The sequence below is a fragment of the Ruficoccus amylovorans genome, assembly GCF_014230085.1.
GTDB lineage: Bacteria > Verrucomicrobiota > Verrucomicrobiia > Opitutales > Cerasicoccaceae > Ruficoccus > Ruficoccus amylovorans.
Genome location: NZ_JACHVB010000020.1, coordinates 217,428 through 241,712, shown reverse-complemented (window position 1 = coordinate 241,712; position 24,285 = coordinate 217,428). Strand labels below are relative to the sequence as shown.

The window sequence follows — 24,285 nt, the reverse complement described above, 5'->3', positions numbered from 1 at the left end:
CGCGGGCAACCTCTTCTTATTGATGCTCCCATCCAGGGACGAAATTTGCCCACGTTTGCGCTCTGCGTCTTTGCGCCTCTGCGGTGAAAAACAAAAATCTCCGCTGCGACGGAAAACTTGCGAGCGGGGGGCTATTCGTGCTGGCGGGGGCCGTAGCCGGAGGTTTCCAGACGGGTGCGGATTTCGGCCCGGTCGAGGTTGAGGTCGGCCTGGTAGTAGCTGGCCTCGCGCGGGAGGATGACCTTAAAGTTCATCATGTCCATCACGGCGACATCGACCTGGCCGATCTTGTAATCGAGCACGTGGCCGCCGCGCGTCTTGTCGCGGGAGAGAAAATGCATGTGCCAGCCGCCGACGTTGATCCCGTTGATGTATTTGGGGCACCAGAAGCCGATCATGGTGCCTTCGATGTTTTGGAAGGTGAAGACCGACTGCTTGTCCGTAATCTCGCTGATGGCCGCGTTGGGAGAGCTGAGCTTGCGCGGTGCGCGGGCGACGACTTCGCTAAACGTACCGTCGATCTTGACCGCGTAGAAAATGTTCGTCCTGGAAAACATCCGCTGTTCGATCATCTGGCGGACAGCTTTGGCATCGGCGGGACCGTTAAGGCCGGCGGTTTTGGTCGGCTTAAAGGTGCAGAAGCTGGCGAAGGGGATGGTCATTTCATCCGCGGCTTTATGTGCATTGCCCAAGGCCGGGATTTGGAAGACCTCTCCGTTCAGCATGAAAAGCTCGCCGTCGATGTAGTCGAAAGTCCCGATACCAAAATCGCCGTGCTGGCGCAACTCGCCCACGGTGAGTTCGCCGGTGTAAACGCCGGAGAGAAAGGCGTCGATGGTGGAGTACTGGGTCATCTCCGCTTCCTGAAAGGGGGAGATGTTGAGCAGAAACGCGAGCGCGAGCAGAGCTTTCATGACGCTTTGCTAGCAGGGAAACCGTCTGCTGGGCAAACCGGATTTCCCCCCGATGCAGGAAAAATTCCCCTTAATTCAGCCGGTGACGACTCAGAACAGGTCAAGCTGCCCGGCGCCGTCGTCGCCCGCCACGGGGTCGGCAGCAGGCTTGCGTTTTGGCTTCGGGGCGGGGCGGGCGTTGGGCTCGCGGAGGGTTTGCTGGAGGACGTTGCCCTCGTTTTCCAACTCGTTGAGGATGGTGCGGGCGCGGTCGATCACCTTGGGAGGAAGGCCCGCCAGCCGCGCCACCTGGATGCCGTAGCTGCGGTCCGCCGCGCCCTCGGTCACAGTGTGGAGGAAGCGAATTTCATCGGCCCACTCCTTTACGCTGACCGAGTAGTTGCGCAGGCGCGGAAGGGTGCGCTCAAGCTGAGTGATCTCGTGGTAGTGCGTGGCAAAAAGCGTGCGCGGGCCAGCCTCGGACTCGCCGTGGAGGAACTCGATTACGCTCCAGGCGATGCTCAACCCGTCGTAGGTGCTGGTGCCCCGGCCGATCTCATCGAGGATGATGAGGCTGCGCGGGGTGGCGTTGTTGAGAATGTTGGCCGTTTCGTTCATCTCGACCATGAAGGTCGAGTTCCCCCGGGCCAGTTCGTCGCTGGCCCCGACGCGGGAAAATATCCGGTCCACCAGCCCGAGTTGGCACGAGGCGGCAGGTACCCAGCAGCCGACCTGCGCCATCAGCGCGATGAGGGAGACCTGGCGGATATAAGTGGACTTACCCGCCATGTTGGGGCCGGTAATGAGGGCGATCTGCTCCCCCGAAGCGGAGAGGCGGGTGTCGTTGGGGACGAAGCTCTGGGTGGTGGAAAAACCGCGTAAGTCGGCCTTGAGCATCTGTTCGACCACGGGGTGGCGTCCCTGGCGAATGTCGAGTTGGTCGCCCTCGTCGAGGGTGGGGCGGCAGTAGTCCCACTCGCGGGCAAGCTGCGCCCAGCCCACGAACAAGTCGATCTCGGCCAACGCGAGCGCGGTGGAGCCGAGCGCGTCGGACTCAGCCAAAATCCGCGCCACCACGGCCTTGAAAAGCTCCTCTTCGCGGGCGAGGGCCTTTTCCTCGGCGTGGACGATTTCCTTTTCCTTCTGGCGCAGCTCCTCGGTCACGAAGCGCTCGGCGTTGACCATCGTCTGGCGGCGGATGTAGTGCTCGGGGACGTTCGGGAGGTTCGACTTGGTGATCTCGATAAAGTAGCCGAACGCGCCGTTGTACTTGACCTTGAGGTTTTTGATCCCGGTTTTTTCCTGCTCGTCGCGTTCGAGGTCGCTGATCCAGGTTTTGTTGTCTGTGGTCAGGCCGCGCAGGCGGTCCAACTCGGCGTCGAAGCCGTTGCGGATGATGCCGCCGTCGGTCAGGTTGCCGGGGAGTTCATCGTTGAGCGAGGCGGAGAGAAAGTCCCGCAACTCGTCAAAAGCCCCGACGCTGCCCAGCAACTGTGTGACGGGCGGCTCGTCGATTTTGCCTAAAAATTCGCGGATGGCCGGGAGCTGGTCCAGTGTATCGCGCACGCCGCCCAGTTCGCGGGGGTTGCGCAGGCGGTTCTGCAGACGGCCGAGGATGCGGGCGATGTCGCGGACCTGTTTTAAGCTTTCCTGAAGCTGCGAGGCCACGCCGGGCGACTCGATAAAGGCCTTCACGGTCAACTGACGGCGGTTCAACTCCTCCAGATCGAGGATCGGCGCAGCCAGCCACTGCTCCAGCAGGCGGGCCCCGGCGGCGGTCACGGTGCGGTCGAGCGCGGCCAACAGCGAGCCTTTGCGGGTGCCCTGGGCGGACTTGAAAATCTCCAGGTTGCGCATGGTGGCCGGGTCGAGCAGGAGCGTGCCCCCGCTGCGGTACTCGCGGATACGGCGCAGGTTTTTCGGCGGGGCGCAGAGGTTGTCCGTGGCGTAGGTAATGAGCGCCCCGGCTGCTCCGAGCGCGGGGTGGTCCTTGTCCAGGCCAAAGCCGTTGAGGTTGTGCACACCGAGCGTCTCGATGACGACGCGGGCCCCATCCTCGCCCTCGAACTGGAAATCGGGCACGAAGGTGACGGGGTGCTCCAGGCAAAAGCGGTCAAACTGCTCGTGCCAGTCGCGGAGGTCTTCGCGGTGCGCCCAGCCGGGGGAAATGGTTTCGGGGAGGACGATTTCGCGGGGGTCGAGGGCGTTGAAAATCGGCAGCAGGCGGCGCGGGTCGGTGTCGCTGGCGAGCTGAAAATCGCCGGTCGAGAGGTCGAGCCAGGCGGCGTGGAAGCCCTTTTTGGTCGAACTGAGCGCGAGCAGGTAATGGTTCTTGTGCGCGTCGAGCTGGTTCTCCTCCAGCAGGGTGCCAGGGGTGAGGATCTGCGTCAGGGCGCGCTTGACGAGCTTGCCCGGCTGGGGCGTCTCGATCTGGTCCACGATAGCGACCTTTTTCCCGGCGGCCAGGAGCTTGGGCAGGTAGTTGTCCTTGGCGTGGTAGGGGATGCCCGCCATCGGGTAGTTGCTGCGCTTGGTCAGGGTGATCCCCAGCAGCCGCGCGCCTTCCTCGGCGTCGGCATGGAACATCTCATAAAAATCCCCCAGCCGGAACAGCAGCAGCGCGTCCTCGGGAATCTCTTCGCGGTACTTCCAGTACTGCTGCATCATGGGGGTTTCTTTCGATGCCTTGGCCATAAAAGCCCGCGAGTATCGGCCACCCCCCGCGCCCCTGCCAACAAAAAATTCGCCGACCGGGCACGTCTATGTGTTTACTCGGCCTTGAGCTTGTCGAGAAACTCCTGGGCGGTCCAGCCCGGCCCCTCGCTGCGGTAAAGGATGCTCCCGTCGGGGCCGACGAGGATGGTCGCGGCGGTGTGGTTGATCGTACCGTCCTCCTCGATGGTGAGGATGCCAAACTGCTTCATGAGGTCGTCAGTGGCGATCTTCGGGCCGGTCAGCAGGGAAAAGGTGGCGAAATCCGCCCCGCGCTGGGTGCCGTACTCGTTGAGGACGCCGGGCGTGTCGTACTCGGGGTCGAAGGTGATGAGCGCAAAGCGGGCGTTGTCGAGTCCGGCTTCGGTTGCCTGACGCTGGAGCGAGACCATCTTGGCCGTCGTGGCCGGGCACATGTTGGCCATTTTGCAGCGGGTGAAAATAAACGACAGGACCAGCGGGTGCCCCTTAAACGAGGCGTCCGTGACCAGTTGCCCGTCCTGGTCCCAGAGGGCGAAGGGCGGCATTTGTTCCCCGATGCGGCGGAAGGCCTTGCGACCCCGTGCCTTGGTGTCGGCGCGCAGTTCGCCATCGATGGAGATGAGCCGGGCCAGGTCGGCGGGCGTGGCGGGCCAGATCCGGGTCAGGGTGGGGAGCGGGTCGCCCGCTTCGAACTGGCCCTGGATTCTGCGCCCGACGTAGCCGATGCGGGCGTCTCCGCGCGAGACCTTGACCTCCTTGCCGTCGGCCAGGGTAAAAGTCAGGGCGTCGTCGTCCACGGCGGTGACTTCGGAGATAAGCGTTTCGGCCCGGGCGGTGACCGCCAGCAGGCCCAGCAAAAGCAGACTGAGGATTTTCATAACCGGAGAAAGTGATGGACGCTAACGGCTTTCCCTGGCGGACACAACTGCTAAGCGGCGTTTGTGCTCAACACGCTCCCGGCGCGGCCTTACTAAAATGCAGGCGAGCAGAAAGAAGAGGGAGGCGGGGACAACACGCCCGCGAGAAAAAGAAACCTTGGCTTTTGGGCGGATCGGCGCATGTTCTGCCTTTCGCCTGCTGTCATGACTTGGGAAATCATAGCCGTCCTGTTCATTCTTCTGGCCGCGCTGGCCAGTTTCATCGCCGAAAAGGTCTCCGTCGATGTGACGGCTGTCTGTGTCTTTGCCGTCCTGCTGGTTGTCAGCATGGTCAGCGGTTCGGACCATTGGCCCGAGGTCGGAGAGCTGGTTAATGTCTTTGCCAACTCGGCCCCCTTGACCATCGGGGCGATGTTCATCATCAGCGTGGCGCTGGAAAAATGCGGGGCCATCGAGTTGATGGCACAAAAACTGGGGAAGCTGACGGCGCTTCCCTACGGGGTTTTTATCGTTGCGCTGGCCATCGGCGTGGGCGGGATTTCGGCCTTTATCAATAACACGCCCGTCGTGGTGGTGTTCATGCCGGTCATCATTTCGCTGGCCCGGCAGATGAAGACCCCCGCCTCCCAACTGCTGATCCCGCTCTCGTACCTGTCGATTTTCGGGGGCGTGTGTACGCTCATGGGCACGAGCACAAACATCCTCATGAGCGGTATTATCAAGGACCACGGCCAACCCCCGTTGGGCATGTTTGAGCTGGCGCTGGTCGGCATACCCCTGATGGTGCTGGGGACCGCCTACCTGGCTTTTTTCGGTAAAAAAATCCTGCCCGTGCGCGAAACCCTGACCGCCATCCTCTCCGAGGAGGAGCGCAAGGAGTACATCACCGAAGCCTACGTCAAGCAGGGCACCGAGCTGGACGGGCAGAGCTTCAGCGAGTCCGGGCTCAAGCGCACGCGCGGCATCCGGCTGCTGGAAATCATCCGCGACGGGGTGGCCCTCGGCGGCGACCTGCCGCATCAGAGCCTTCAGGCCGGGGACCGGCTCGTGCTGGCCTGCCGCCCGACGGCCATCATTCAGGCCCGCGAAAACACCGGCATCGACTTCGTGGGCGAACGCGGCCTGGACCTGGAACCGATCTCCGCGCACGAGGGGGCCATCGTCGAGGGCGTGATCGGCCCGATGTCCACCATCGTCGGCAAGACCATCCGCGAGATCAACTTCCGGCAGCGCTACCGCATGATTATCCTGGCCGTGCACCGGCGCGGGCGCAATGTGCGCGAAAAGCTCGAAACCCTGCCGTTGGACTTCGGTGACACGCTGCTGATGATGGGCACGGACAAGGCGATCGAGAACATGCACAACACCGACGACATCATCCTGCTCGACCGTCCGCAGCTCCCCGCCCAGGACATGCGCCGCCGGATGCCGCTCGTCATCGCCGTGATCGCCGGGATGATCGGCGCGGTGACCTTTCTGGACGTGCCGATTTTCGCCATGGCGGTGCTGGCCGTGGCCATCCTCTTTGTCACCGGCACGATCAAGCCCAAGGACGCCTATTCCGCTATCGAGTGGCGCATCCTCATCCTCATTTACGGGATGCTTGGCCTCGGCCTGGCCTTGCAGGACTCCGGGGCCACCGAGCTGGCTTCGGCCCAGCTTGTACACCTGGTGGACGGCTTTCCGCAGGCGTGGCAGCCGATTGTCATGCTGGCTTTTGTTTACCTGGCCACGAGCATCATGACCGAAGTGCTTTCCAATAATGCCACCGTCGTGCTGATGGCCCCGGTGGCATTGGCCTTGGGGGAAATGCTCGGCGTAGATCCCCGGCCCTTTATCATCGCGGCCTGTATCGGCTCCTCAGCCAGCTTTGCCACCCCCATCGGCTACCAGACGAATACCTACGTCTATGGCGTCGGCGGCTATCGCTTCGGGGATTTCGCCCGCGTCGGCATCCCCTTAAACGTGCTCTACTTCATCGGCAGCATGATCCTCATCCCGCTGTTCTGGCATTTCTAGTGTTGTGTTAGCTAAGTTCTTGCTAAATGTTAATGGCCACAAAAAGGCACAAGAAGCACAGAAAACTTCGTGGATACAGAGGTTGCTCTGCGTCTTTGCGCCTCTGCGGTGAAAATATTTTTATCAGGAACTAAGCTAACGGGACACTAGTGTCGTGTTAGCTAAGTTCTTAACAAATGTTAATGGCCACAAAAAGGCACAAGAAGCACAGAAAACTTCGTGGATACAGAGTTCGCTCTGCGTCTTTGCGCCTCTGCGGTGAAAATATTTTTATCAGGAACTAAGCTAACGGGACACTAGCGCATGTTTTAAAAACTTTTTTGGGGGCTCCGCGCCCCCAAACCCTGCGGCAGACGAAGTCTGCACTTTCGATGCTATCGCATCGCGTCTGGGATTGCTGCTTTCAGCGTCGCTGAATGCAGCAATCCCAGAGGAGCCTCCAAACTGAGTTGCACTCTCAATTTATGCCAGGAACTTGGCTAAAATATCCTCGAGCACCGTTCTCGCGCAGGAACGAAGTTCCGTTTCAAAAGTTTTTCAGGGAGAGCGCGAGAGGGTGTTTTTTTTAAAAAACACCCTCTCGCATACCCCTCAAATCTACTTATAAGCGCTATCAGTCGCGTTCGACTTCCAGGTCGGGCACGTGGGTGAAGGAAATGCGCATGGGGGCTTCGGAGCGGCCCTTGTGGGCGGCGGCATAGTAGAGGCAGCGCGTGCCGTAGCGACGGTTGAGGGCGTCCATCGTCTGGTCGAGCCGCAGGCGACGCTCGTCCCGCCAGTCGGCAAACAGCGGCGGGGCGTCGTGCTCGGCATCGACCAGCCCCCCGAGCACGACCCAGACCTGCGTCGGGTCGCCAAGTCCGGCGGGCATGCTGTCCCAGAGTTTGCGGAGCATTTTCAGAAAGACCGCCGTCTCCTGGGTCTCGAAAAAATGCGTCTCGGCAGTCCACTTCGTGCTGAAGTCGTAGCGCACGCCCATCTCCAGGGTCGCGGCAAAGTAGCCCTCGTGGCGCAGGCGGGTGGCGGCCTTCTGGGTGAGGCGGTTGATGACGGCGAAGGCGCCCGAGCGGGTGCGCTTGCGGGGCGGAAGGATGTGCGAATGGCTCAGGTGCCGCCGCCGGGTGGGCGGGCGCTCGACCTCGGCCCCGCGCAGTTCGGCGAAAAGGCGTTCGCCCTCGATTCCGCCCCAGATCTTGCGCAGTTCGCGGCAGGAGGCGGCGTAGAGCTGGGCAATGCTGCGGATGCCGTGCGCGGCCAGGCGGCGTTCCATGTTCCGGCCGATGCCGTACCAGTCACGCAGTTCGAGGGTGGAAAAACACTCCGGCCAACTGTGATCGTGGATAAAGGTTGTGCCACTGGGTTTGTTCATCCCGCTGGCGACTTTGCTCAGGAGGATGTTCGGGCCGATGCCGAAGGAGCAGGTCAGCGACGCGCCCACATTGGCCGCGATGTCCGCGCGGATGGCCTCCACGATGCGGCGCGCGTCGGTTTCATTGCGGTGGTGGGAGGGAAGTTCGCCGTACATCTCATCGATGGAACGGGCTTCGATCACGTGCAGATGCCGCTCGACGGCGTCCTTGATCCGGTGGTGGATCTCCACGTACTCGCGCGGGTGCGATTCGACGAGCTCGATCTGGGGGCACAAGAAACGCGCCTCGCGCACGCCGGTGCCGGTTTTGACGCCGCAAGCCTTGGCCTCGTAGCTGGCGGCAATGCAGCAGGTGCCCTCGTTCAGCGAGGGGACGACGCCGACGGGCCGTCCGCGCAGGCGCGGCTGTAACTGCTGCTCGCAGGAGGCGAAGTAGCTGTCCAGATCGACGAAAACGTAACGCAGCGGCATGGCTTCTCTCGGGTTGGCGAAGGGAAACGACATCCCTCTGATGTCTTTAAACTTTGGCTGATTCGGGAATGGGCGCAAGTTGTTTTAGTGAAAAAATGTTCACTTATTTTTGGTGAGCGTAAGCCCAAAATTCTACGGCGAATTTTTCGGTTCTTGTGCAAAGCCTCATCTGACGGCAGCTTTTTTTGATGCCCGAATCCACCCTCTACGCCCTGCACGGAAACCTTCAGACACCGACCGTCTGGGACAAATTCCGCGAGCAGTTGCGCGACAGGGCAGGGCGGCCCGTGCACTGGGAGATGGAGGACTTGCGCGGGGCGCTCCAGCTGGATTTCTCCGACTGGACGGAGGATTTTTGCGGGCAGGTGGAGTTTGAAACCAAAGGCCGCCCGCGCCCCTGGCTGCTGGGCTACTCACTCGGGGGACGGCTGGCGCTGCACGCGCTGCTGAAGCGGCCCGATCTGTGGTGCGGTGTCATCGTGGCCGGCGCCAACCCCGGCCTGTCCAACAGTTCCGAAAAAGCCGCCCGCCTGAAAAACGACCAGAATTGGGCCGGGCGTTTCCGGTCCGAACCCTGGGAGCGCGTTGTTCGCGACTGGGACGCGCAGCCGGTTTTCCAGCATGCGGGCGAGCCGGTCAAAAATCCCTGTCCGCCGCGCGAAGGCGATTTTTTCAAAGGGCAGGTGGCCCGGCTTTTCGACACCTTTTCGCTCGGGCGGCAGGATGACCTGCGCCCGGTGCTGGCAGAGCTTTACCGGGTGGAAAAAACGCCCCCCGCGCCGCCGGTGCTCTTTCTCTCGGGCGAGTACGACGCGAAATTCCGCGCCCTGGGGGAGGAGCTGGCCGGGCTCTGTCCGGGGTGGACACACCGCGTGCTCCCCGGCGGGGGGCACCGTGCCCCCTGGGAAGCCCCCGCCGCCTTCACCCGGGCGGTACAGGACTTCATCGGCGGGCCGGAGCCGGTCCTGATCGCGTGAGAGGGGCAGGCTGGGCCGGGGCCTTGTCGCTTCGGAAAAAAGGGGCGGCGGTTGTTTTTTGAGAACATCCGCCGGGCGCGGCAGTCTGTATGTTTTTAGCCCTGTTTAAATCTCCCCCGCTGATGAAACCGTTTGCCGCCCCCGTCCTTGTCGCCTTTTTCATGTTCATCGCCGGGAGTTCTTCGGGGTTGGCCGGAGACGTGGCCAGCGGCTCGACGCGGGAAATTCCCGCTTCCGGCCCGGCAGCCGCCACGCCCGCCGCGCAGACCACGACCAACTCCGCCGCCCACGGCAAAGTGACCATCTACCTGCACGGCGCGTTCAGGAACCGGACTGCGGTCGAACTTCGCCCCGAGGAGGCCACGCTGTTTGAGGCCATCCGCAAGGGTGGGGGCCTGACCCGGCTCTCGCACCAGCACCTGCTGATCGTGACGCCCGCCCACGGCACGGAGCCGGGACAGGAGCGCAACCTCTCGGCCCTCGATTTTTATTACGGCGACGTGGATTACCTGCTGCCGGACAAGACCCGGATCATCACCGCCTGGGACGCCTGGAAGGCCGTATCCGACGAGCAGTACGCCCGCCTCCAGGCCGCGGAAGCCGCCTATGCCAAGCGTCGCGCCGCCGGAGAGATCAAGACCGTTCCGCTCGACACGCTGCCGCCGGCCAAGCCGGCAAAGTAAGGTCGATTTTTTTCGGGACAGGCCTGAAATCGCCGTCCACCGGGAATTGCGGTCCAACGGGAGCGTTGCCGGGCGTGTTTGCGCGTTGCCATCGGGCGGGGAAGTGCTTCAAATGGCGGCTTTGACACAATGGAATTCAACCTGAAAAAGATCCTCAAGGCGCTGCTGCTCTCGAACTCCGAGCCCTTGTCCATCCGTGACATTCAGGCCGTCATCACGCGTTACCACGAGCAGGCCGAGGCCGAGCCGCCCGAGCCGGAGGCCGACGAGCCCGCCACCGGCCCCGACGGGCAGGGGGTGATCGAGCCGATCATGGAGCAGGTGCCCTCGCTCCTGACCGCCACCCAGATCCGCGACGCCATGGACGCCATCGCGCACGAACTGGAGGAGGAGCGCGAGGTTTACCGGTTGCTGCAGGGGCCAGCCGGGTACCGCATAGCCACCTCGCCCGACTACGCCGAATGGGTGCGCCTCCTGCGCAATGAGGCCAAACCAACCCGGCTCTCCCAGGCCGCGCTGGAGACCCTTTCCATCATCGCCTACCGCCAGCCCGTCACCCGTGCCGAGATGGAGGCCATTCGCGGCGTCTCCGTGGACAGCGCCGTGAGCAAGCTGCTGGAACTGGAGCTGGTCCTCGTCACGGGCCGGGCCGACCTGCCGGGCCGTCCCATCCAGTACGGGACCACGGACAAGTTTCTCGAATTCATCGGCGTGCGCTCTATTGAGGAGTTGCCCGCCTCCGACGTGCTTTCCCCCAGCCAGATCACCGAGTGGTTCCGGCGCTCCACCCAGGAGGACGAGGAACTGACCGACAAGGACGTGGGCCTGCCCGAAGAGCCCCGCTCCGGCGCGGAGCAACTGGAAACCCCCGGCCAGTAAACCCTGCGCCTTTGACCGCTTGCGCCGTGCTGGTGAGCGACCCGCGCATTTCAGGCTAAAAAAGTCTCTGCTTTCACCCTTTCCTCCTGTAAAAGACAAAACCCTCTATGGATCTGGAAAAAGTCCGCACCCGCATTGATGAAATTGACCGCGAGATCGTGGCCAAGCTGAACGAGCGGCTCACCCTCGCCGGTGACGTCGCCGCCGCCAAGGCCGAGGCCGGGTTGCCGATCTTTATGCCCGAGCGGGAGGAACAGATATTTATGAAGCTGGCCCGGCTCAACACCGGCCCGCTGGAGGAGGCCACGCTGCGCCGCATTTACGGGGAAATCATCTCCGTGACCCGCGCCCGCCAGCGCAAGCTGCGCATCGCCTACCTCGGGCCGGAGGCGACCTACACCGAGCAGGCCGCCGTCAAGCAGTTCGGGCAACAGATCGAGACCATGCCCCAGCGGATGATTCCGGATGTCTTCACAGCGGTGGAAAAGGGCGAGGCCGACTACGGCGTCATCCCGATTGAGAACTCGACCGGCGGGGCCGTCCTGCACTCGCTCGACATGCTGGCCGAGACCGAACTGAAAATCGTTTCCCAGGTTTACCTGCCGATCGAGCATTGCCTGGTCTCGCGATGGCCCCTGGAGGCCATTACCGAAGTTCACTCCAAGGATCAGGCCCTGATCCAATGCCGCGACTGGCTGGCCCGCCACCTGCCCGGCGCCCGCCAGGTCGAGTGCGACAGCACGGCTCAGGCGGTGCGCCTCTCCGGCGAGCACGAGGGCATGGCCGCCATTGCCGGAGAACTCGCGGCCACCCGTTATGGGGTGCCCGTGCTGGCCAAGGGCATCCAAGACCGCTCGGACAATGTCACGCGCTTCCTCGTCATCGGGGCCCGCCCCTGCGGGCGCACCGGGGACGGCGGCGACAAGACCAGCCTGGTCTTTTCCATCAACGACGAAGTCGGCGCGCTCGAACGCGCGGTCAAGGCTTTCAGCTCGCGTGGGATCAACATGACCAAGATCGAGTCCCGCCCCAGCCGCCGCAAGGCCTGGGATTACCTATTTTTCGTGGACGTGATCGGCCACTGGGAGGACGCGGAAGTCCAGGCCGCCGTGGCCGACCTGAAGGATGCCTGCCGCCTGGTCAAGTGGCTGGGCAGCTACCCGAACACCAAGTAACGCCGCCGGAGGAAAAAACGCTCTGCCAACGCCCACTTCATGACAGACGAAGCCCCGAGCATCGGCCTTTTTTCAGGCAAGCGGTCCCGCTGGGTGCTGGGGGTGCTTTTCGCCGCGCTGGTGCTGACGTACGGCTACGCGCTCTTGGAGCAGGCCAACCCCTTTAACGATCGCCCCTTCGACGGCGAAACCTGGCGCATGTACGCCGGGAGCGATGTCCCCGACAGCCCGCGCGGAAAAATGGCCGAGGCCGTCACCTCCGATGTTCTACGCCCCGGCATGGCCCGCGATGAGGTGCTCGCGCTGCTCGGCCCGCCGGACCCGACGGGCGTGGGCGGCTTTGGCGAGGGGGCAGTCTCGGGGGACGCATCCGGGACGCTTCCGGCGGGCGGCACTTTGCGTTACTACCTGGGCATGTGGTCCGGAAACCGCACCCATCCAGATTGGCTGGAGGTTTATTTCGATGATGAGGGGCACTTGGCGCGGGCGGAGATTATTTCTTTTTAGAGCCCCTTAAAGAGCGAATGGCTAAATGGTTAATGGCTAATTGTTGTTTATTACGTTCAGCATCCAACTATTAGCAATTGACCATTTAACCACAAAGGCACGAAGGGCGTAAGCACCCTGCGTGCGTTGTGCGCGGACGTTCCTCTTGAAAAATCTTTGTGCCTTTGCGTCTTTGTGGTTAATCTTCTTCTGATTGGCCTCAACCATTTGACCATCCAGCACTTTAACCCTTTATTCCCATCCCCATGACCCAATCTCTGCGCATCGGCTTTATCGGTGCGGGTGGCAACACCCGCTCCATGCACATTCCCGGCTTTCAGGCCATCGAAGGCGTCGAACTCGCCGTCGTCTGCAACCGCAGCGCGGCCTCCTCGCAAAAGGTGGCCAAGGAGTTTGGCATTGCCCGTACCGCTGCTGACTGGCGCGACGTGGTGGCCGACCCCGAAGTGGACGCCATCTGCATCGGCACCTGGCCGTATATGCACGCCGAGGTGACGGTTGCCGCGCTGGAGGCGGGCAAGCACGTCCTGACCGAGGCCCGCATGGCCTGCGACCTGGAGGAGGCGACCGCGATGTTTCGCGCCGCGCACAAGCACCCGGAACTGGTGGCCCAGATCGTGCCCGCGCCCTTTTCCTTCAAGTACGACGCCACCGTGACTGACCTGCTCGGCAGCGGAGAACTCGGCAGCCTGCGCGAGATCCGTGTCGCCCACCTGACAGCGGGCGCTTCCGATCCGGCGGCAGCCATCACCTGGCGTCAGGACGGGGAGCTCAGCGGTAAAAATATCATGACGATGGGCATCCACTACGAGACGGTTCAGCGCTGGCTCGGCGGCCTCGACCCGGTCTGGGTGCAGGCCACGGGCGCGATTTACACCTCGGAACGCCTCAATGTCGAGACCGGCCAACTCCAGACGGTCGATATCCCCGACACGCTCAATGTCGTGGCCGGTTACGCCGAGGGCTTTCAACTCGTCATGACGTTCAGCTCCGTCGCCACCGGCGCGAACTACTGGGGCATGCGCCTGGACGGCGACCGCGCCAGCCTGCGCTACGACCTTTCCACCCAGAGCCTTTTCCGCAGCCGGGTGGGGCAGGGCGGCGAGGAGACTTCGCCCGTTGCGCCGCTCAACGAAGGTAAATGGCAGGTCGAGGCGGACTTTGTGGCCTCCATCCGCGAAGGCGCCCCGGTGACGCGCACCAGCTTCGCGGACGGCCTGCGCTACATGCGTTTCACCGAGCGTGTTTGGGAGTCCTGGACGAACGAAGGTCGCCGCGTGGCCTGGTAAAGCCGCTCGGGCGGCCAACGGTTATTCTCCGTCTGGATTTTGGGCTTATAGATAAAATCCTGACTGACCATGTCCGGGGGGAGCGGCCTTTCTGGCCGCGCAGGGGGCACCCCCTCACTGCCAGCGGAGGCACTCCGCAAAAAACCTTTGCCAGGGGCGGGAGTTTGGTCTTTGGATTGGCGGCTATGCCCAAAGTCGATCTCGAACTTGTCAAGCTGGTCCTGCAGCGCAACGAACTGGACGTGCGCCAGGTCTCGCAGATTATTGATGATATCAACGTGGAAATGGCCGCCATGGTCGAGGACGAGGAGAAGCCGCCGCCCCTCAAGAAGCAGTTCGTGATGATGGTCTCCGACCCCGAGGGCAAGCTGGCCGGGCAAAACATGACTGGCTGGGTGCTGCAAATCCCCGAGGAGGACAGCCCCTACGTGGCCAACGAGCGGCTGATCAAATCTGGCTACGCCTACAACGCCTCGCCCAAGGGCCGCCGTATCCCGGTGCAGTCCATTGGTGAAATCTGCGAAGTCGTCACCGCGAAGTTCACCAAGGAGAACAACGTCTGGATCAAGACCAAGGAGCCGATTCTGCTCGTCACCACAGACAACAAGCTGCCGATGGACGCGAGCGGTAAGTTCTAGCGTCCCGTTCGCCTGGTTCTTGCTAAAAGTATTGGGGGCTATGTCCCCCAATACTGATGGAAAAGACTAAACTGACACCACACTACCCAACAATCAGCGAGATGGCGGCGAAGATGATGACCGTCCAGATGCAGGCGCTGTAATAGCGTTGCGGGATGTAGCGCACCACTTTCGGGGCGATCAGCCCGCAGACGATGGCCGCTGCGCCGAAGACCAGGCTGATCTGGAGCGAGAGCAGTGTGAGGTTCCCGGCAGCGGACTGGAACGGAAGCTTGAAAATATTGATGAGGAAAAAGAACCAGGCCGATGTCCCGATGAAGGCCATTTTCGGGAGCCGGATAGCCATGAAGTAAAAGGAGGCGATCGGCCCGGCGGCATTGGCGAGCATGGTCGCCACCCCGCCCGCGATACCCGTCCCGCCGATGAACCACGGCTTGTGCGGGATCGGGTCTTCGGCGCCTTCGGCCCGTTTGCGCAGCAGCCATTGCCGCAGGAAGTGCACCCCGGTCATGGCCAGCAGCATCCCGCCGATGACGACGGAAAAAACATCGCCTGGAATCCGGTTGAAAAGGAAAAATCCGATCACCACTCCGAGCATGCTCCAGGGCAGCAACCGCCGTACATAGCGAAAGTCCGCGTGCTTACGGTAAACCAGCACGGCCACGATATCGCCGCAGATCAGGGCCGGGAGGAGAATCCCGACCGATTGCTTCGGCTCAAAAGCCATCGCGAAAAACCAGATGGCGAGATTACCCAGGCCGGGCAGGCCACCCTTGCCAAAGCCGATGCACAGCGCCCCGAGCAGCCCGCAAATCCACTGCTGAAGTGTCAGGTCGGCCAGGCTCATCGGTCGGGTCTCGCCTCGGCTTCAGGGCCGTCCGCGCCGGGTGTGCTTGGCGGTTGTGAGGCCGGTGCTTCCTGGCGGGCAGGAGCCTGCTCTGCGCGGGTGGGTGAAGCGGCAGCAGTTTCGTCCTGAACCGCGTCCGGGGCCATCTCTGACTCCCGTGAAAAAGTGCCCGCGTCCACCCGCAGGATGTCCCATTCTCGCTCACCCGGCGGGGGCGGCTCGGTTCCGGTGGCGATGATCTGCCGGTCCGCCCCGACCGCGCCCCAGAAGCGCTGGCGGCGGACGGGGTCGAGTTCGCCCAGCACGTCGTCGGCCAGGATGACCGGGGCCACGCCCGAGCTTTCCTCAAAGCAGGTCATCTGCGCCAGCCGCAGGCTGACCACGTACGAGCGTTGCTGCCCCTCGGAGGCGTAGTCGCGCGCACGCTTGCCGGCCACGTAAAGCCCGAGGTCGTCGCGGTGGGGACCGCGTTGAGTGGATTTGAGCGCGAAGTCCGCCGCCCGGCTCTCGCGAAGCGTTTTCAGGGCGGTTTCCGGGGAGTCCATGCCGGATTCCGGGCGGTAGCGCAGCTCCGGCTCCTCGGCTCCTTCGCTGATGATCGCATATGCCGCGCACAGGTGTTTGGTCAAGACTTCTACGCCCTCGCGGCGCAGGTGACAGACGGTGACGGCAGCGGGGGCGAGGGCCTTGTCAAAGGCGGACAGCTCGGCCTCGGCGCGCGGCCCCTGCCCGCTTTTGAGCAGGCTGTTGCGTTCCTTCAGTGCCCGGTGGTAGCGGCGCAGCGCCTCAAAGTAATCGGGCCGCATGGCTGAAAGCGTCAGGTCCAGAAAGCGGCGGCGCAGGGCGGGGCCACCCCGGATGAGCTGGATGTCCTCCGAGGAAAGCGTCACGGTGGGGAAGCGCCCGATGAAGTCGGCCAGACGGGTGACGTTTTCGCCGTCGCAGGTGATCTGCTTGCCCGCGCTGGCGAAGCTGAGCGTGATCTCGGCGGCTCCTTCGCCCTCGCGTTCACACTCCAGAAAGAGCCGTGCCTGCCGCTGCCCGTGACGGATCAGCGAACGCGCCTCGCTGGTGCGGAATGAGCGCAACGCCGTGACCATACCGGCGGCTTCCAGCAGATTCGTTTTGCCTTGCCCGTTGCGCCCGAGCAGGAACGTGCTCGCCTTCTCGAAGCGCAGGGACGCCAGTTCGATGTTGCGGAAATTCTCCGCGTTGAGCCGAAGCAGCTTCATGCCGGAGGAAGGAGTAACAGCCGGAACTCTGAAGCGCCTTCGCGTTCCTTCGCGTGGCTTCGCGGGAGCAACATCATAAGTGCCTCAAAGCGGAGTAACCAGCGCTAGATCGAAATCACCGTGGCGGTGGTGGGCGTTTGCTGCTCGGCGCGGAGCTTTTTCCAGGCGGTGGCAAAGGCATCGGCCAGGCCGCGCCAGTCGTCCGGCGTGGTGTCCCAGCCGGCGCTGACGCGCACGGCACGCTTGGCCTCTTCGCCGCTGAGCCCAAGCGCGGCCAGCACGTACGAGGGAGCGGCCTTGCCGGTGCCGCAGGCCGAACCGCGTCCGACGGCGAAGCCGAGGCGGTCGAGTTGAGCAACCCAGCGGGCGTTGGGGAAGCGCGGCATGATCAGGCAGGCGGTGTTGCCGAGGCGATCGGCTTTTTCGCCGACGACGCGCGTTCCGGGCACCAGTTCCTTGATCCGGTGCTCGAAGACCTGTCGGCCCACCACCCAGGCGGTGGCGGTTTCCTCCATGCGGCGTTCGCGCTCCTCAAGCTGTGCGACCATGGCGAGGATGCCGGGCACGTTCTCGGTCCCGGCACGGTGGCCGTCCTCCTGACCGCCCCCGTGGAAGCACTGAAAATCGTTGTAAGTCTCGGAAATTTTAATGAATCCGACCCCCTTGGGGCCGCCGAACTTGTGCGCGCAGCCGGTCACGAAGTCCGCCCGGCCCATGCCCGCGCAGGTGCGCTTGCCGATCCACTGGGCGGCGTCGAGGTGGCAGGGGACACTCCACTTGCGGCAGAGTTTGACCACTTCCGGCCAAGGCTGGAGGACGCCCGTCTCGTTGTTGGCCGCCATGATGGAGACCAGGGCGATGCCGCCATTTTTGAGCAGGTTTTCCAGCCCGGAAATATCCACCACGCCCTGCGCGTTGACCGGGAGGATCTCGCACTGATTGGGGAAGCAGTAGCGGGCGCTCGCCAGCACGCAGGGGTGCTCGACGGCGGAAACCACGACCCGGCCCTGTGGGTCGAAGCGCTGGAAAAACTGGAAAAGTGCGTTGTTGCCCTCGGTCGCGCCCGAGTTGAAGACGATCTGCTTCGGGTCGGCGTCCATCAGCCGGGCCAGCCGTTCGCGGGCGTCTTCCAGCCTGTTGTGGGCGCGGGCGGCCGAGCTGTAGGGGCTGGACGGGTTTTGCCAGGACTCGCGGCTGGCTTCCAGCCAGGCCTTTTCGGCCACAGGGTCCAGCGGAGTCGTCGCGTTGTTGTCAAAATAGGTCATCGTCGCAGTTAACTATCTTGCCGCAAAAATCTCCGCCACGCAAAGCAATTTCTCGCGCTAGCCAGCCTTTCTGACATGTAGGAATCCGGGAGCGTTGCTGGTCCCACATGGGCTGGCAAAGGCGAAAGCGTTCTGTGGTTTATACTCCGGCCCGCGAGAGATCCTGAAAGATGGCTTCGGCCTCGTCAACGGGGGGCTCGCCGTCCTGGCCCAGGAGGGTGAAGTGGCCCATCTTGCGGCCGGGCCGGGGCTCGCCCTTGTCGTAGAGGTGGAGCTTGAGGCGCGGGTTGCGCAGCAGGCGATCCCAGTCGGGGGAGCGGCCTTCGGGCCAGACATCGCCAAGGAGGTTAACCATGACAGCGGGCGTGTGAAGGGTGGTGGCCCCCAGCGGCAGCCCGCAGACGGCGCGGATGTGCTGCTCGAACTGACTCGTCACGCAGGCATCGATGGTGTGGTGACCGCTGTTGTGGGGGCGGGGGGCCAGCTCGTTGACGAGCAGTTCGTCCTTGTCGGTCACAAAAAGCTCGACCGCGACCAGCCCCTCCACGCCGAGGGCTTCGGCGATGTCGCGGGCCAGTTCCTCCGCCCGCTCGTGGACCTGTTCGCTCAGGCGGGCCGGGGCGATGGTCATGTGCAGGATGTGGTTGCGGTGGATATTCTCGGCCAGCGGGAAGCACCGGATGCGCCCTTCCGGCGTCCGGGCCGCGATGATCGAGCACTCGGCGGTAAAAGGGATCCAGCTTTCCAGCACCCCCAGCGGAGCGTCAAAATCCTGCCAGACCTGCGTCCAGTCTTTCTCGGCGGTCAGCTTGACCTGGCCCTTGCCGTCGTAGCCGAAGTCAGCGGTCTTGAGCACGCAGGGAAAGCCGATCGTGCCGACGGCTTCGGCCAGCGATTCAGGTCCGTCCACCACGCGGAACGGGGCGCAGGGGAAGCCGTGCCCGGAGAGGAACTCCTTTTCGCGGCGGCGGTTCTGGCAAACGTAGAGCACCTCGGGCTTCGGGCGTACGGGGGCGGCGGCGGCGAGCACAGCCAGCGGCTCGGCCGGGACGTTCTCGAACTCGAAAGTCACCGCCTCCAGCCCCTCGGTGAAGCGCAGGAGTGCGTCCTCATCGGTATAGGGGGCGTTGATCTCGGCGTCGGCCACCATCCCGGCAGCGCAGCCGGGGTTAGGCTCGAAGACGCGGAAACGGTAGCCAAGCTGCCGTCCAGCCAGGATGGACATGCGGCCGAGTTGCCCGCCGCCCATGATTCCGATGGTCGCTCCGGGCTCGATCATGACTCGGGCAGTTCGGCTTCCATGACGGTGGCCGTCTGTTTGTCGCGAAAGGCCTTGAGCTTGCGCCGGACCTTGGCGTCGCCAAGGGCGATGACGGCGGCGGCGCTGAGGGCGGCATTAATCGCCCCGGCCCGGCCGATAGCCAGCGTCGGCACCGGGATCCCGGCGGGCATCTGCACGATGGAAAGCAGGGAGTCCATACCGCTGAGCGCCTTTGACTGCACGGGCACGCCAAAGACGGGCAGGGTGGTCATGGCGGCTGTCATGCCGGGCAGGTGGGCGGCGCCGCCGGCCCCGGCGATGATGACATTGAGCCCGCGCTTCTCGGCGGTTTTGGCGTAATCGTAAAGTTTTTCCGGGGTGCGGTGGGCGCTGACGACTTCCTTCTCAAAGGGCACGCCGAGCGTGGTCAGCGTCTCGGCTGCGTGCTGCATGGTTTCCCAATCCGAGGTGCTCCCCATGATGATTCCGACGGCGGGCCGGGCCGTCGCGCTTTGCTTACTTTTCGCCATAAGCTGGTCAGTGTGGACACTTGTGCGCAGTTATCAAGCCCGGCTTGCGCTCCAGAGGGGAGGGCTGGGCTTTTTTGTGAGACATGGGCCGGGATAGTAACTTCAAAACCGGCTGTTCCACTCGGGCCAGTCGGCCAGGATGGCGTCTATGACAGTGCAGGCGGTACGGGTGCCGTTTTCGAGGGCCAGATCGAAGGCCGGGAAGGTGTTTTCGTCAGAAAAATGTTCGCTGGCCGGTTCGCCGGGCGGGGGCTGGGTAAAGTTGCTGGCCGTGCGCAGGAGCAGGGCACGGTTGCGGCTGGCCTGGCCGAGTTCGTCGAGCACGGCGAGGGCGTGGAGCGTGCCCGAATCCTCCATCCCGCAGGTGACGAAACGCCCCTGGCCGCCGGTCCAGTGGGAAACCCATTGGCGGGCCCAGGCGGTGGCGCGCTCCCCGTGGAAGTAGCGGGCGGCGCTCAGGCAATCGCCCCGCAGGACGCCGGGGGCTTGGCGGGCGGCGGAGTTTTCGGGGAATTTTTCCAGGTAGGCGGCGTGGGCGGGGGAGGTGTCGAGCGCGAGCCCGGCGGTCAGGTCGAAGGCGGCCTGTACGAGCGCGTGGTTGAACTCGAAAACCTGGTAGGGCCGCCCCATGTCGGCCTGGGCGAAGTTTGATGCGCCGAAGGGCTCACGCGCCCCCAGCGGAAGGATGCCCGTTGACCACCCGGCGGGGATTTCGCGGGCGTCGATCTCGAAGGCGATGTCGCCGTCCACACACCAGTCGGCCCATACCGGGGTGCCGAGCGTGGCCGCCGTGGGGTCGGCCCCGGCGATGCCCGCGATGAGGAAAAAACTCTCCGAGGTGTCGATTTCCGGGCACAGCCCCAGGGCCATGAGTGAGATGGCGGTGTTGGCCGTGCCCACACCGGTGCTCAGCGCGAGGACTTGGCCGTCGTGCCCGAGGTGGACATCGCGCAGGCCGGTCCCGGCCAGCTCGACCGGGGACAGGTCCAGCCGCTCCTTGAACAGCGACATCTCGCCGGGGCGGCCAAGGGGTTCAAACATGGTGACAAGGACGACTTTGGGAGAAACAGGCATGGCCCTATTTAGGTAAAAAACGGGGCGCTTGTCGATGGAATCCGCTGGCCGAAACCCACCGGCGTGAGCGTAAAAAAGGCTTTCATTAGGGCCGGGGATGGGCGAAGATAACCGGATATGCTACAACGCGGCTGCGCCCCCAGGCAGAGGGATGACCTCGCCACGCTCATGCGTACCGGGGGAGCCGTCAGGACACGATTATGAAGATATTGGTGGTAGGGGCTGGCGATGTGGGCCGTTTTCTCAGTCAAACGCTGAGTGATGTCGGGCACAACGTCACGGTGATCGAGACTTCGGAGACAACCGCGCAGGACGTTGACGAATCGGCCAACGTCAAGGTCGTCGAGGGCAACGGCGCTTCGGCCCACGTGCTGCAAAAAGCGGGCGCGGGCGATTGCGACTTTTTCCTGGCCATGACCAGTGACGACCGCACGAACCTCATTGCCTGCTCGCTGGCCAAGGCGCTCGGCGCGGGCTCAACCATTGCCCGCATTCACGACCAGACCTACAGCGACAACTCTCTGGTCAACTACCAACTGCACTTCGGGATCGACTTTTTGCTCAATCCGGAGGCCCTCAGTGCGGTCGAGCTGGCCAAGTCGATCCGCCATCCGGGCCGGGTGGCGGTGGAGAACTTCGCCCGCGGCGAGATCGAGGTGCACCAACTCCGCATCGCCCGCAAGTCGCGCTTCACCGGCAAAGCGCTCAAGGAGCTGCACCTGCCCGCGGGCATGCGTATCGGCATGGTCCAACGCGAGGGGCACACCGAGGTGCCGGACGCGGACTCCGTGCTGGAGCCGGGCGACCTGCTGACCCTTTTCGGCCTCACTGATGTGCTCATGAAGGTGCGCCCCTATTTTGAGCCGGAAAAATTCGGCGATAATATCCGTGTGGTACTTTTCGGCGGGTCCGAGACGGCCATCGCCCTGGTGCGCCTGCTCAAAAACCCGCGTTTCAAGATCCGCATCATTGAGAACGACGCCCGGCTGTGCCGCTCGCTGGCCGAGCGCTTCCCGCACGTGACCGTGATCAACGGTTCGGCCACCTCCCTGCGCCTGATGGAAGAGGAGCAGGTCGGCAGCGTGGACTACTTCGTGGCCTGCACCAAGGACGACGAGGACAACATCATGACGTGCCTGCAGGCCAACAAACTCGGGGCCCGGCACGTCCAGCTCGTCATCAATAAGCCCGACTACGAAGACGTGCTCGACCAGTTGAAGGAAACCCTTGGCGTCGAACTGGCGGTCGCCCCCCGCAAGGCCACGATGGAGGAGCTTTTACGCTACCTGACACTGGACCGATTCACCGAACTGTCCAACCTGCCGGACCGCAGCGGCAAGATTATCGAGCTGCGTGTCTCCTCGGACAGCCCGTGCGTGAGCCGGAAAATCCGCGATATTTCCTGGCCGCGCGGGGCTATCATCGTCGTGCTGCTGCACAAGTTTCAGGCCAAGATGCCCGGCCCCGAAGACGTGATCCTGCCCGGTGACCGACTGGTGGCGATTGTCCGTGAGGACAGCCTGAAGCCCCTTCTGAATATGCTGACCTGAGCGCGGATGAACTACCGGATCATTAGTAAACTGCTCAGCGTCATCGTGACGACGCTGGCCGTCGCCTTCCTCATCTGCTTGGGGATGGGGCAGACCTTTGACACCTCGGTGCGCGAGGACGGCGTCCTTGACGAATGGCTGATTTGCAGCGCGGTGGCGGTGGCGCTGGCCCTGATCTGCATGCTGCTGGGCCGTGGCGCGGGTAACAAGCTCCTGCGCAAGGAAGCCCTCGCCGTGATCGGGCTGGGGTGGATCCTGGCCAGCGTGATCGGCGCGCTCCCGTACTATCTCATTCTGGAGGAGGCCTCCGTTGCGGACTCGATCTTTGAAACCGCCTCGGGCCTGACCACCACGGGTGCCTCGGTCTTCAGCAATCTGGAGAGCATCCCGACCAGCCTGCTATTCTGGCGTTGCCTGAGCCAGTGGATCGGCGGCCTCGGGGTGGTGGTGTTCTTCGTGGCACTGCTGTCCTCGCTCGGCGCGGGGGCGAAAATCCTCTTTTCCAACGAATCCTCGGGCCACTCGACCGACATCGACTCGGGGCGTGTGCAGCACGGCGTGCTTCAGATCATGTACGTGTACCTCGGGCTGTCGGCACTCTGCGCGGTGGTTTTTCACCTGTGCGGGATGAACTGGTTTGACGCGCTCTGCCACATGTTCGCCACGGTTTCGACGGGAGGGTTCAGCACCTACAACAGCAGCGTAGGGGCCTTTCAGAGTCCGACGATCGAGTGGATGGTGACGCTTTTTATGGCCCTGGGCGGCACGAGCTTTTTTGTCATGTTGCGCATGGTCAAATGCGACTTCCGTCATGTCTGGCGCAACACGGAGTTTATTGCCTACCTGATCATCATGGGGACCTTCAGCATCCTGATCACGCTCATCCTGCTGGGCGAAGGTGTGGTGGGCGATTTCAATGAGGCCCTGCGCGTGAGCACCTTTCAGGCGGTTTCGCTGATGACGAGCACGGGCTTTTCCACGGCGGACTTCCAGATGTGGCCCAATGTCGTCCATACGCTCCTGATGATGGCGATGATCGTCGGCGGTTGCTCGGGCTCGACCGGTGGCGGCACCAAGGTCGTACGTGTGGTCGTGGCCCTGAAGGTGGCCCGCCAACAGATCGAGCGGGCATTCCGGACGCGGGTTGTCCGCCCGATGCACATGAATGGCCGCATCCTCGACAAGGACGACCAGGAAAACGTTATCAACTACATCGTACTGTTAGCCATCGTCTGTCTGCTCTCGTTGCCGGTGCTCGCCTTGCTCCAGCACGAACTCAGTTTCGAGGGCTGCTTTTCGGCCATGCTGGCCTGCCTGTTCAACGTCGGGCCGGGCTTCAACGAGGTCGGCCCAACCCTGAACTACTCGTATTTCAGCGAGGCGGCCAAGATATTCCTGGCGCTGCTCATGATTATGGGACGCTTGGAGCTGTATGCCGTTCTGGTGCTCTTTACCCCTTCGCTCTGGAAGCGGTTCAGCTAGGGCCTGTCAGCTTAGAGCGTTTCAAAAAATACTGTAGGCATTCGGTCTTTGAGCAGCCGGCTACGACTCTATTTAAATCGCGCTAGTGTCGTGTTAGCTAAGTTCTTAACAAATGTTAATGGCCACAAAAAGGCACAAGAAGCACAGAAAACTTCGTGGATACAGAGTTCGCTCTGCGTCTTTGCGCCTCTGCGGTGAAAATGTTTTTATCAGGAACTAAGCTAACGGGACACTAGTTTCTGGCATAAGCCTTGGGGCAGAACCCCAAAATTCATAGCTAGATTTCGCCCAAGCCTCTTTTTGCTCAGGCAAAAAAATACGGAGCGGCAAACTGCCTGCTCCGTATCGTTGAAAATATGTGATCTGCCGAGGGGTGGCCCTCGGAAGCCGCTCAACGCAGGTAATCCTGAAAAATGACCGCGAGAATGCCTATCAGCAGCAGCAGGAATAAAATGATATAGGGGGCATAGTTATGCCGCCGCTTCCATTTGACGACGCGTCGAACGTTGGTCTTGACGACTTTGGTACGGGTACGTCTCGGCCTGGGCATGCTACATGAACTGCGGCCGGTG

The 24,285-nt window shown here is 62.9% G+C and carries 21 protein-coding genes; 10 read left to right on the top strand and 11 right to left on the bottom strand.

The annotated features are described in order from the left end of the window. Positions 1 to 131: 131 nt before the first annotated feature. From budA to H5P28_RS07485, 3 genes are all read right to left on the bottom strand, one after another. Positions 132 to 914 (bottom strand): acetolactate decarboxylase, encoded by a 783-nt coding sequence (gene budA / locus H5P28_RS07495; protein ID WP_185675087.1) that lies wholly within the window; start codon positions 912 to 914, stop codon positions 132 to 134. Between the two features lie 90 nt (positions 915 to 1,004). After that, positions 1,005 to 3,560: a DNA mismatch repair protein MutS gene (gene mutS, locus H5P28_RS07490; protein ID WP_246455915.1), complete on the bottom strand. Its 2,556-nt coding sequence runs from the start codon at positions 3,558 to 3,560 to the stop codon at positions 1,005 to 1,007. 101 nt (positions 3,561 to 3,661) lie between these two features. Beyond that, positions 3,662 to 4,465, bottom strand: a complete 804-nt coding sequence (locus H5P28_RS07485; RefSeq protein ID WP_185675085.1) for an SCO family protein — start codon at positions 4,463 to 4,465, stop codon at positions 3,662 to 3,664. 204 nt (positions 4,466 to 4,669) lie between these two features. On the opposite strand from H5P28_RS07485, the gene H5P28_RS07480 reads away from it, so the two are divergent. Beyond that, positions 4,670 to 6,484: an SLC13 family permease gene (locus H5P28_RS07480; RefSeq protein WP_185675084.1), complete on the top strand. Its 1,815-nt coding sequence runs from the start codon at positions 4,670 to 4,672 to the stop codon at positions 6,482 to 6,484. A 613-nt stretch (positions 6,485 to 7,097) separates the two neighbouring features. Here H5P28_RS07480 and H5P28_RS07475 read toward each other — a convergent pair. Beyond that, positions 7,098 to 8,324, bottom strand: a complete 1,227-nt coding sequence (locus tag H5P28_RS07475; RefSeq protein WP_185675083.1) for a Y-family DNA polymerase — start codon at positions 8,322 to 8,324, stop codon at positions 7,098 to 7,100. A 188-nt stretch (positions 8,325 to 8,512) separates the two neighbouring features. Here H5P28_RS07475 and H5P28_RS07470 point away from each other — a divergent pair, with 188 nt between their 5' ends. From H5P28_RS07470 to H5P28_RS07440, 7 genes are all read left to right on the top strand, one after another. Then, complete coding sequence (locus H5P28_RS07470) at positions 8,513 to 9,301, top strand: alpha/beta fold hydrolase (protein WP_185675082.1); 789 nt, start codon at positions 8,513 to 8,515, stop codon at positions 9,299 to 9,301. A 122-nt stretch (positions 9,302 to 9,423) separates the two neighbouring features. After that, positions 9,424 to 9,984 (top strand): hypothetical protein, encoded by a 561-nt coding sequence (locus H5P28_RS07465; protein ID WP_185675081.1) that lies wholly within the window; start codon positions 9,424 to 9,426, stop codon positions 9,982 to 9,984. Positions 9,985 to 10,113: 129 nt separating this feature from the next. Beyond that, positions 10,114 to 10,863 (top strand): SMC-Scp complex subunit ScpB, encoded by a 750-nt coding sequence (gene scpB, locus H5P28_RS07460; protein ID WP_185675080.1) that lies wholly within the window; start codon positions 10,114 to 10,116, stop codon positions 10,861 to 10,863. A gap of 107 nt (positions 10,864 to 10,970) precedes the next feature. After that, a complete protein-coding gene (gene pheA, locus H5P28_RS07455; protein ID WP_185675079.1) occupies positions 10,971 to 12,038 on the top strand; it encodes a prephenate dehydratase in 1,068 nt (355 codons plus the stop codon). 39 nt (positions 12,039 to 12,077) lie between these two features. Beyond that, positions 12,078 to 12,545, top strand: a complete 468-nt coding sequence (locus H5P28_RS07450) for a hypothetical protein (protein WP_185675078.1) — start codon at positions 12,078 to 12,080, stop codon at positions 12,543 to 12,545. 245 nt (positions 12,546 to 12,790) lie between these two features. Next, the gene (locus H5P28_RS07445) at positions 12,791 to 13,834 is read left to right on the top strand and encodes a Gfo/Idh/MocA family protein (protein ID WP_185675077.1); all 1,044 of its coding nucleotides are present in this window, start codon (positions 12,791 to 12,793) and stop codon (positions 13,832 to 13,834) included. Between the two features lie 185 nt (positions 13,835 to 14,019). Next, positions 14,020 to 14,472, top strand: coding sequence for a hypothetical protein (locus H5P28_RS07440; RefSeq protein WP_185675076.1), 453 nt, complete (start codon positions 14,020 to 14,022; stop codon positions 14,470 to 14,472). Between the two features lie 82 nt (positions 14,473 to 14,554). Here the strand turns inward: H5P28_RS07440 and H5P28_RS07435 are convergent, their stop codons facing one another. The 6 genes from H5P28_RS07435 to H5P28_RS07410 all read right to left on the bottom strand — a co-directional run bounded on the left by H5P28_RS07435 (position 14,555) and on the right by H5P28_RS07410 (position 20,681). Next, positions 14,555 to 15,319 (bottom strand): sulfite exporter TauE/SafE family protein, encoded by a 765-nt coding sequence (locus H5P28_RS07435; RefSeq protein ID WP_185675075.1) that lies wholly within the window; start codon positions 15,317 to 15,319, stop codon positions 14,555 to 14,557. Next, positions 15,316 to 16,551 (bottom strand): DNA replication/repair protein RecF, encoded by a 1,236-nt coding sequence (gene recF, locus H5P28_RS07430; RefSeq protein ID WP_185675074.1) that lies wholly within the window; start codon positions 16,549 to 16,551, stop codon positions 15,316 to 15,318. Before recF ends, H5P28_RS07435 begins: the two co-directional genes overlap by 4 nt. 104 nt (positions 16,552 to 16,655) lie before the next feature. Continuing rightward, a complete protein-coding gene (locus tag H5P28_RS07425; protein ID WP_185675073.1) occupies positions 16,656 to 17,816 on the bottom strand; it encodes a cysteine desulfurase family protein in 1,161 nt (386 codons plus the stop codon). A gap of 139 nt (positions 17,817 to 17,955) precedes the next feature. After that, positions 17,956 to 19,095: a 5-(carboxyamino)imidazole ribonucleotide synthase gene (locus H5P28_RS07420; RefSeq protein WP_185675072.1), complete on the bottom strand. Its 1,140-nt coding sequence runs from the start codon at positions 19,093 to 19,095 to the stop codon at positions 17,956 to 17,958. Further along, positions 19,092 to 19,607 carry a 5-(carboxyamino)imidazole ribonucleotide mutase gene (purE, locus tag H5P28_RS07415; protein ID WP_185675071.1) on the bottom strand — a complete coding sequence of 172 codons (516 nt, stop codon included), beginning with the start codon at positions 19,605 to 19,607 and terminating at the stop codon, positions 19,092 to 19,094. The genes H5P28_RS07420 and purE overlap by 4 nt, the downstream gene beginning before the upstream one ends. Before the next feature lie 102 nt (positions 19,608 to 19,709). After that, positions 19,710 to 20,681: a purine-nucleoside phosphorylase gene (locus H5P28_RS07410; protein WP_185675070.1), complete on the bottom strand. Its 972-nt coding sequence runs from the start codon at positions 20,679 to 20,681 to the stop codon at positions 19,710 to 19,712. Between the two features lie 200 nt (positions 20,682 to 20,881). On the opposite strand from H5P28_RS07410, the gene trkA reads away from it, so the two are divergent. Together trkA and H5P28_RS07400 are read left to right on the top strand one after the other, a co-directional pair. Continuing rightward, a complete protein-coding gene (gene trkA / locus H5P28_RS07405; RefSeq protein ID WP_185675069.1) occupies positions 20,882 to 22,231 on the top strand; it encodes a Trk system potassium transporter TrkA in 1,350 nt (449 codons plus the stop codon). 6 nt (positions 22,232 to 22,237) lie between these two features. Beyond that, complete coding sequence (locus H5P28_RS07400) at positions 22,238 to 23,713, top strand: TrkH family potassium uptake protein (protein ID WP_185675068.1); 1,476 nt, start codon at positions 22,238 to 22,240, stop codon at positions 23,711 to 23,713. 391 nt (positions 23,714 to 24,104) lie between these two features. On the opposite strand, the gene H5P28_RS07395 is transcribed toward H5P28_RS07400, so the two are convergent. Further along, on the bottom strand, positions 24,105 to 24,263 hold the full coding sequence (locus H5P28_RS07395; protein ID WP_185675067.1) for a hypothetical protein: 159 nt from the start codon (positions 24,261 to 24,263) through the stop codon (positions 24,105 to 24,107). Between the last annotated feature and the right edge of the window lie 22 nt (positions 24,264 to 24,285).

Excerpts from the sequence above, each read along its gene's own strand:
- budA (WP_185675087.1), bottom strand. The coding sequence starts at position 914 with ATGAAAGCTCTGCTCGCGCTCGCGTTTCTGCTCAACATCTCCCCCTTT.
- mutS (WP_246455915.1), bottom strand. The coding sequence starts at position 3,560 with ATGATGCAGCAGTACTGGAAGTACCGCGAAGAGATTCCCGAGGACGCG.
- H5P28_RS07485 (WP_185675085.1), bottom strand. The coding sequence starts at position 4,465 with ATGAAAATCCTCAGTCTGCTTTTGCTGGGCCTGCTGGCGGTCACCGCC.
- H5P28_RS07480 (WP_185675084.1), top strand. The coding sequence starts at position 4,670 with ATGACTTGGGAAATCATAGCCGTCCTGTTCATTCTTCTGGCCGCGCTG.
- H5P28_RS07475 (WP_185675083.1), bottom strand. The coding sequence starts at position 8,324 with ATGCCGCTGCGTTACGTTTTCGTCGATCTGGACAGCTACTTCGCCTCC.
- H5P28_RS07470 (WP_185675082.1), top strand. The coding sequence starts at position 8,513 with ATGCCCGAATCCACCCTCTACGCCCTGCACGGAAACCTTCAGACACCG.
- H5P28_RS07465 (WP_185675081.1), top strand. The coding sequence starts at position 9,424 with ATGAAACCGTTTGCCGCCCCCGTCCTTGTCGCCTTTTTCATGTTCATC.
- scpB (WP_185675080.1), top strand. The coding sequence starts at position 10,114 with ATGGAATTCAACCTGAAAAAGATCCTCAAGGCGCTGCTGCTCTCGAAC.
- pheA (WP_185675079.1), top strand. The coding sequence starts at position 10,971 with ATGGATCTGGAAAAAGTCCGCACCCGCATTGATGAAATTGACCGCGAG.
- H5P28_RS07450 (WP_185675078.1), top strand. The coding sequence starts at position 12,078 with ATGACAGACGAAGCCCCGAGCATCGGCCTTTTTTCAGGCAAGCGGTCC.
- H5P28_RS07445 (WP_185675077.1), top strand. The coding sequence starts at position 12,791 with ATGACCCAATCTCTGCGCATCGGCTTTATCGGTGCGGGTGGCAACACC.
- H5P28_RS07440 (WP_185675076.1), top strand. The coding sequence starts at position 14,020 with ATGCCCAAAGTCGATCTCGAACTTGTCAAGCTGGTCCTGCAGCGCAAC.
- H5P28_RS07435 (WP_185675075.1), bottom strand. The coding sequence starts at position 15,319 with ATGAGCCTGGCCGACCTGACACTTCAGCAGTGGATTTGCGGGCTGCTC.
- recF (WP_185675074.1), bottom strand. The coding sequence starts at position 16,551 with ATGAAGCTGCTTCGGCTCAACGCGGAGAATTTCCGCAACATCGAACTG.
- H5P28_RS07425 (WP_185675073.1), bottom strand. The coding sequence starts at position 17,816 with ATGACCTATTTTGACAACAACGCGACGACTCCGCTGGACCCTGTGGCC.
- H5P28_RS07420 (WP_185675072.1), bottom strand. The coding sequence starts at position 19,095 with ATGATCGAGCCCGGAGCGACCATCGGAATCATGGGCGGCGGGCAACTC.
- purE (WP_185675071.1), bottom strand. The coding sequence starts at position 19,607 with ATGGCGAAAAGTAAGCAAAGCGCGACGGCCCGGCCCGCCGTCGGAATC.
- H5P28_RS07410 (WP_185675070.1), bottom strand. The coding sequence starts at position 20,681 with ATGCCTGTTTCTCCCAAAGTCGTCCTTGTCACCATGTTTGAACCCCTT.
- trkA (WP_185675069.1), top strand. The coding sequence starts at position 20,882 with ATGAAGATATTGGTGGTAGGGGCTGGCGATGTGGGCCGTTTTCTCAGT.
- H5P28_RS07400 (WP_185675068.1), top strand. The coding sequence starts at position 22,238 with ATGAACTACCGGATCATTAGTAAACTGCTCAGCGTCATCGTGACGACG.
- H5P28_RS07395 (WP_185675067.1), bottom strand. The coding sequence starts at position 24,263 with ATGCCCAGGCCGAGACGTACCCGTACCAAAGTCGTCAAGACCAACGTT.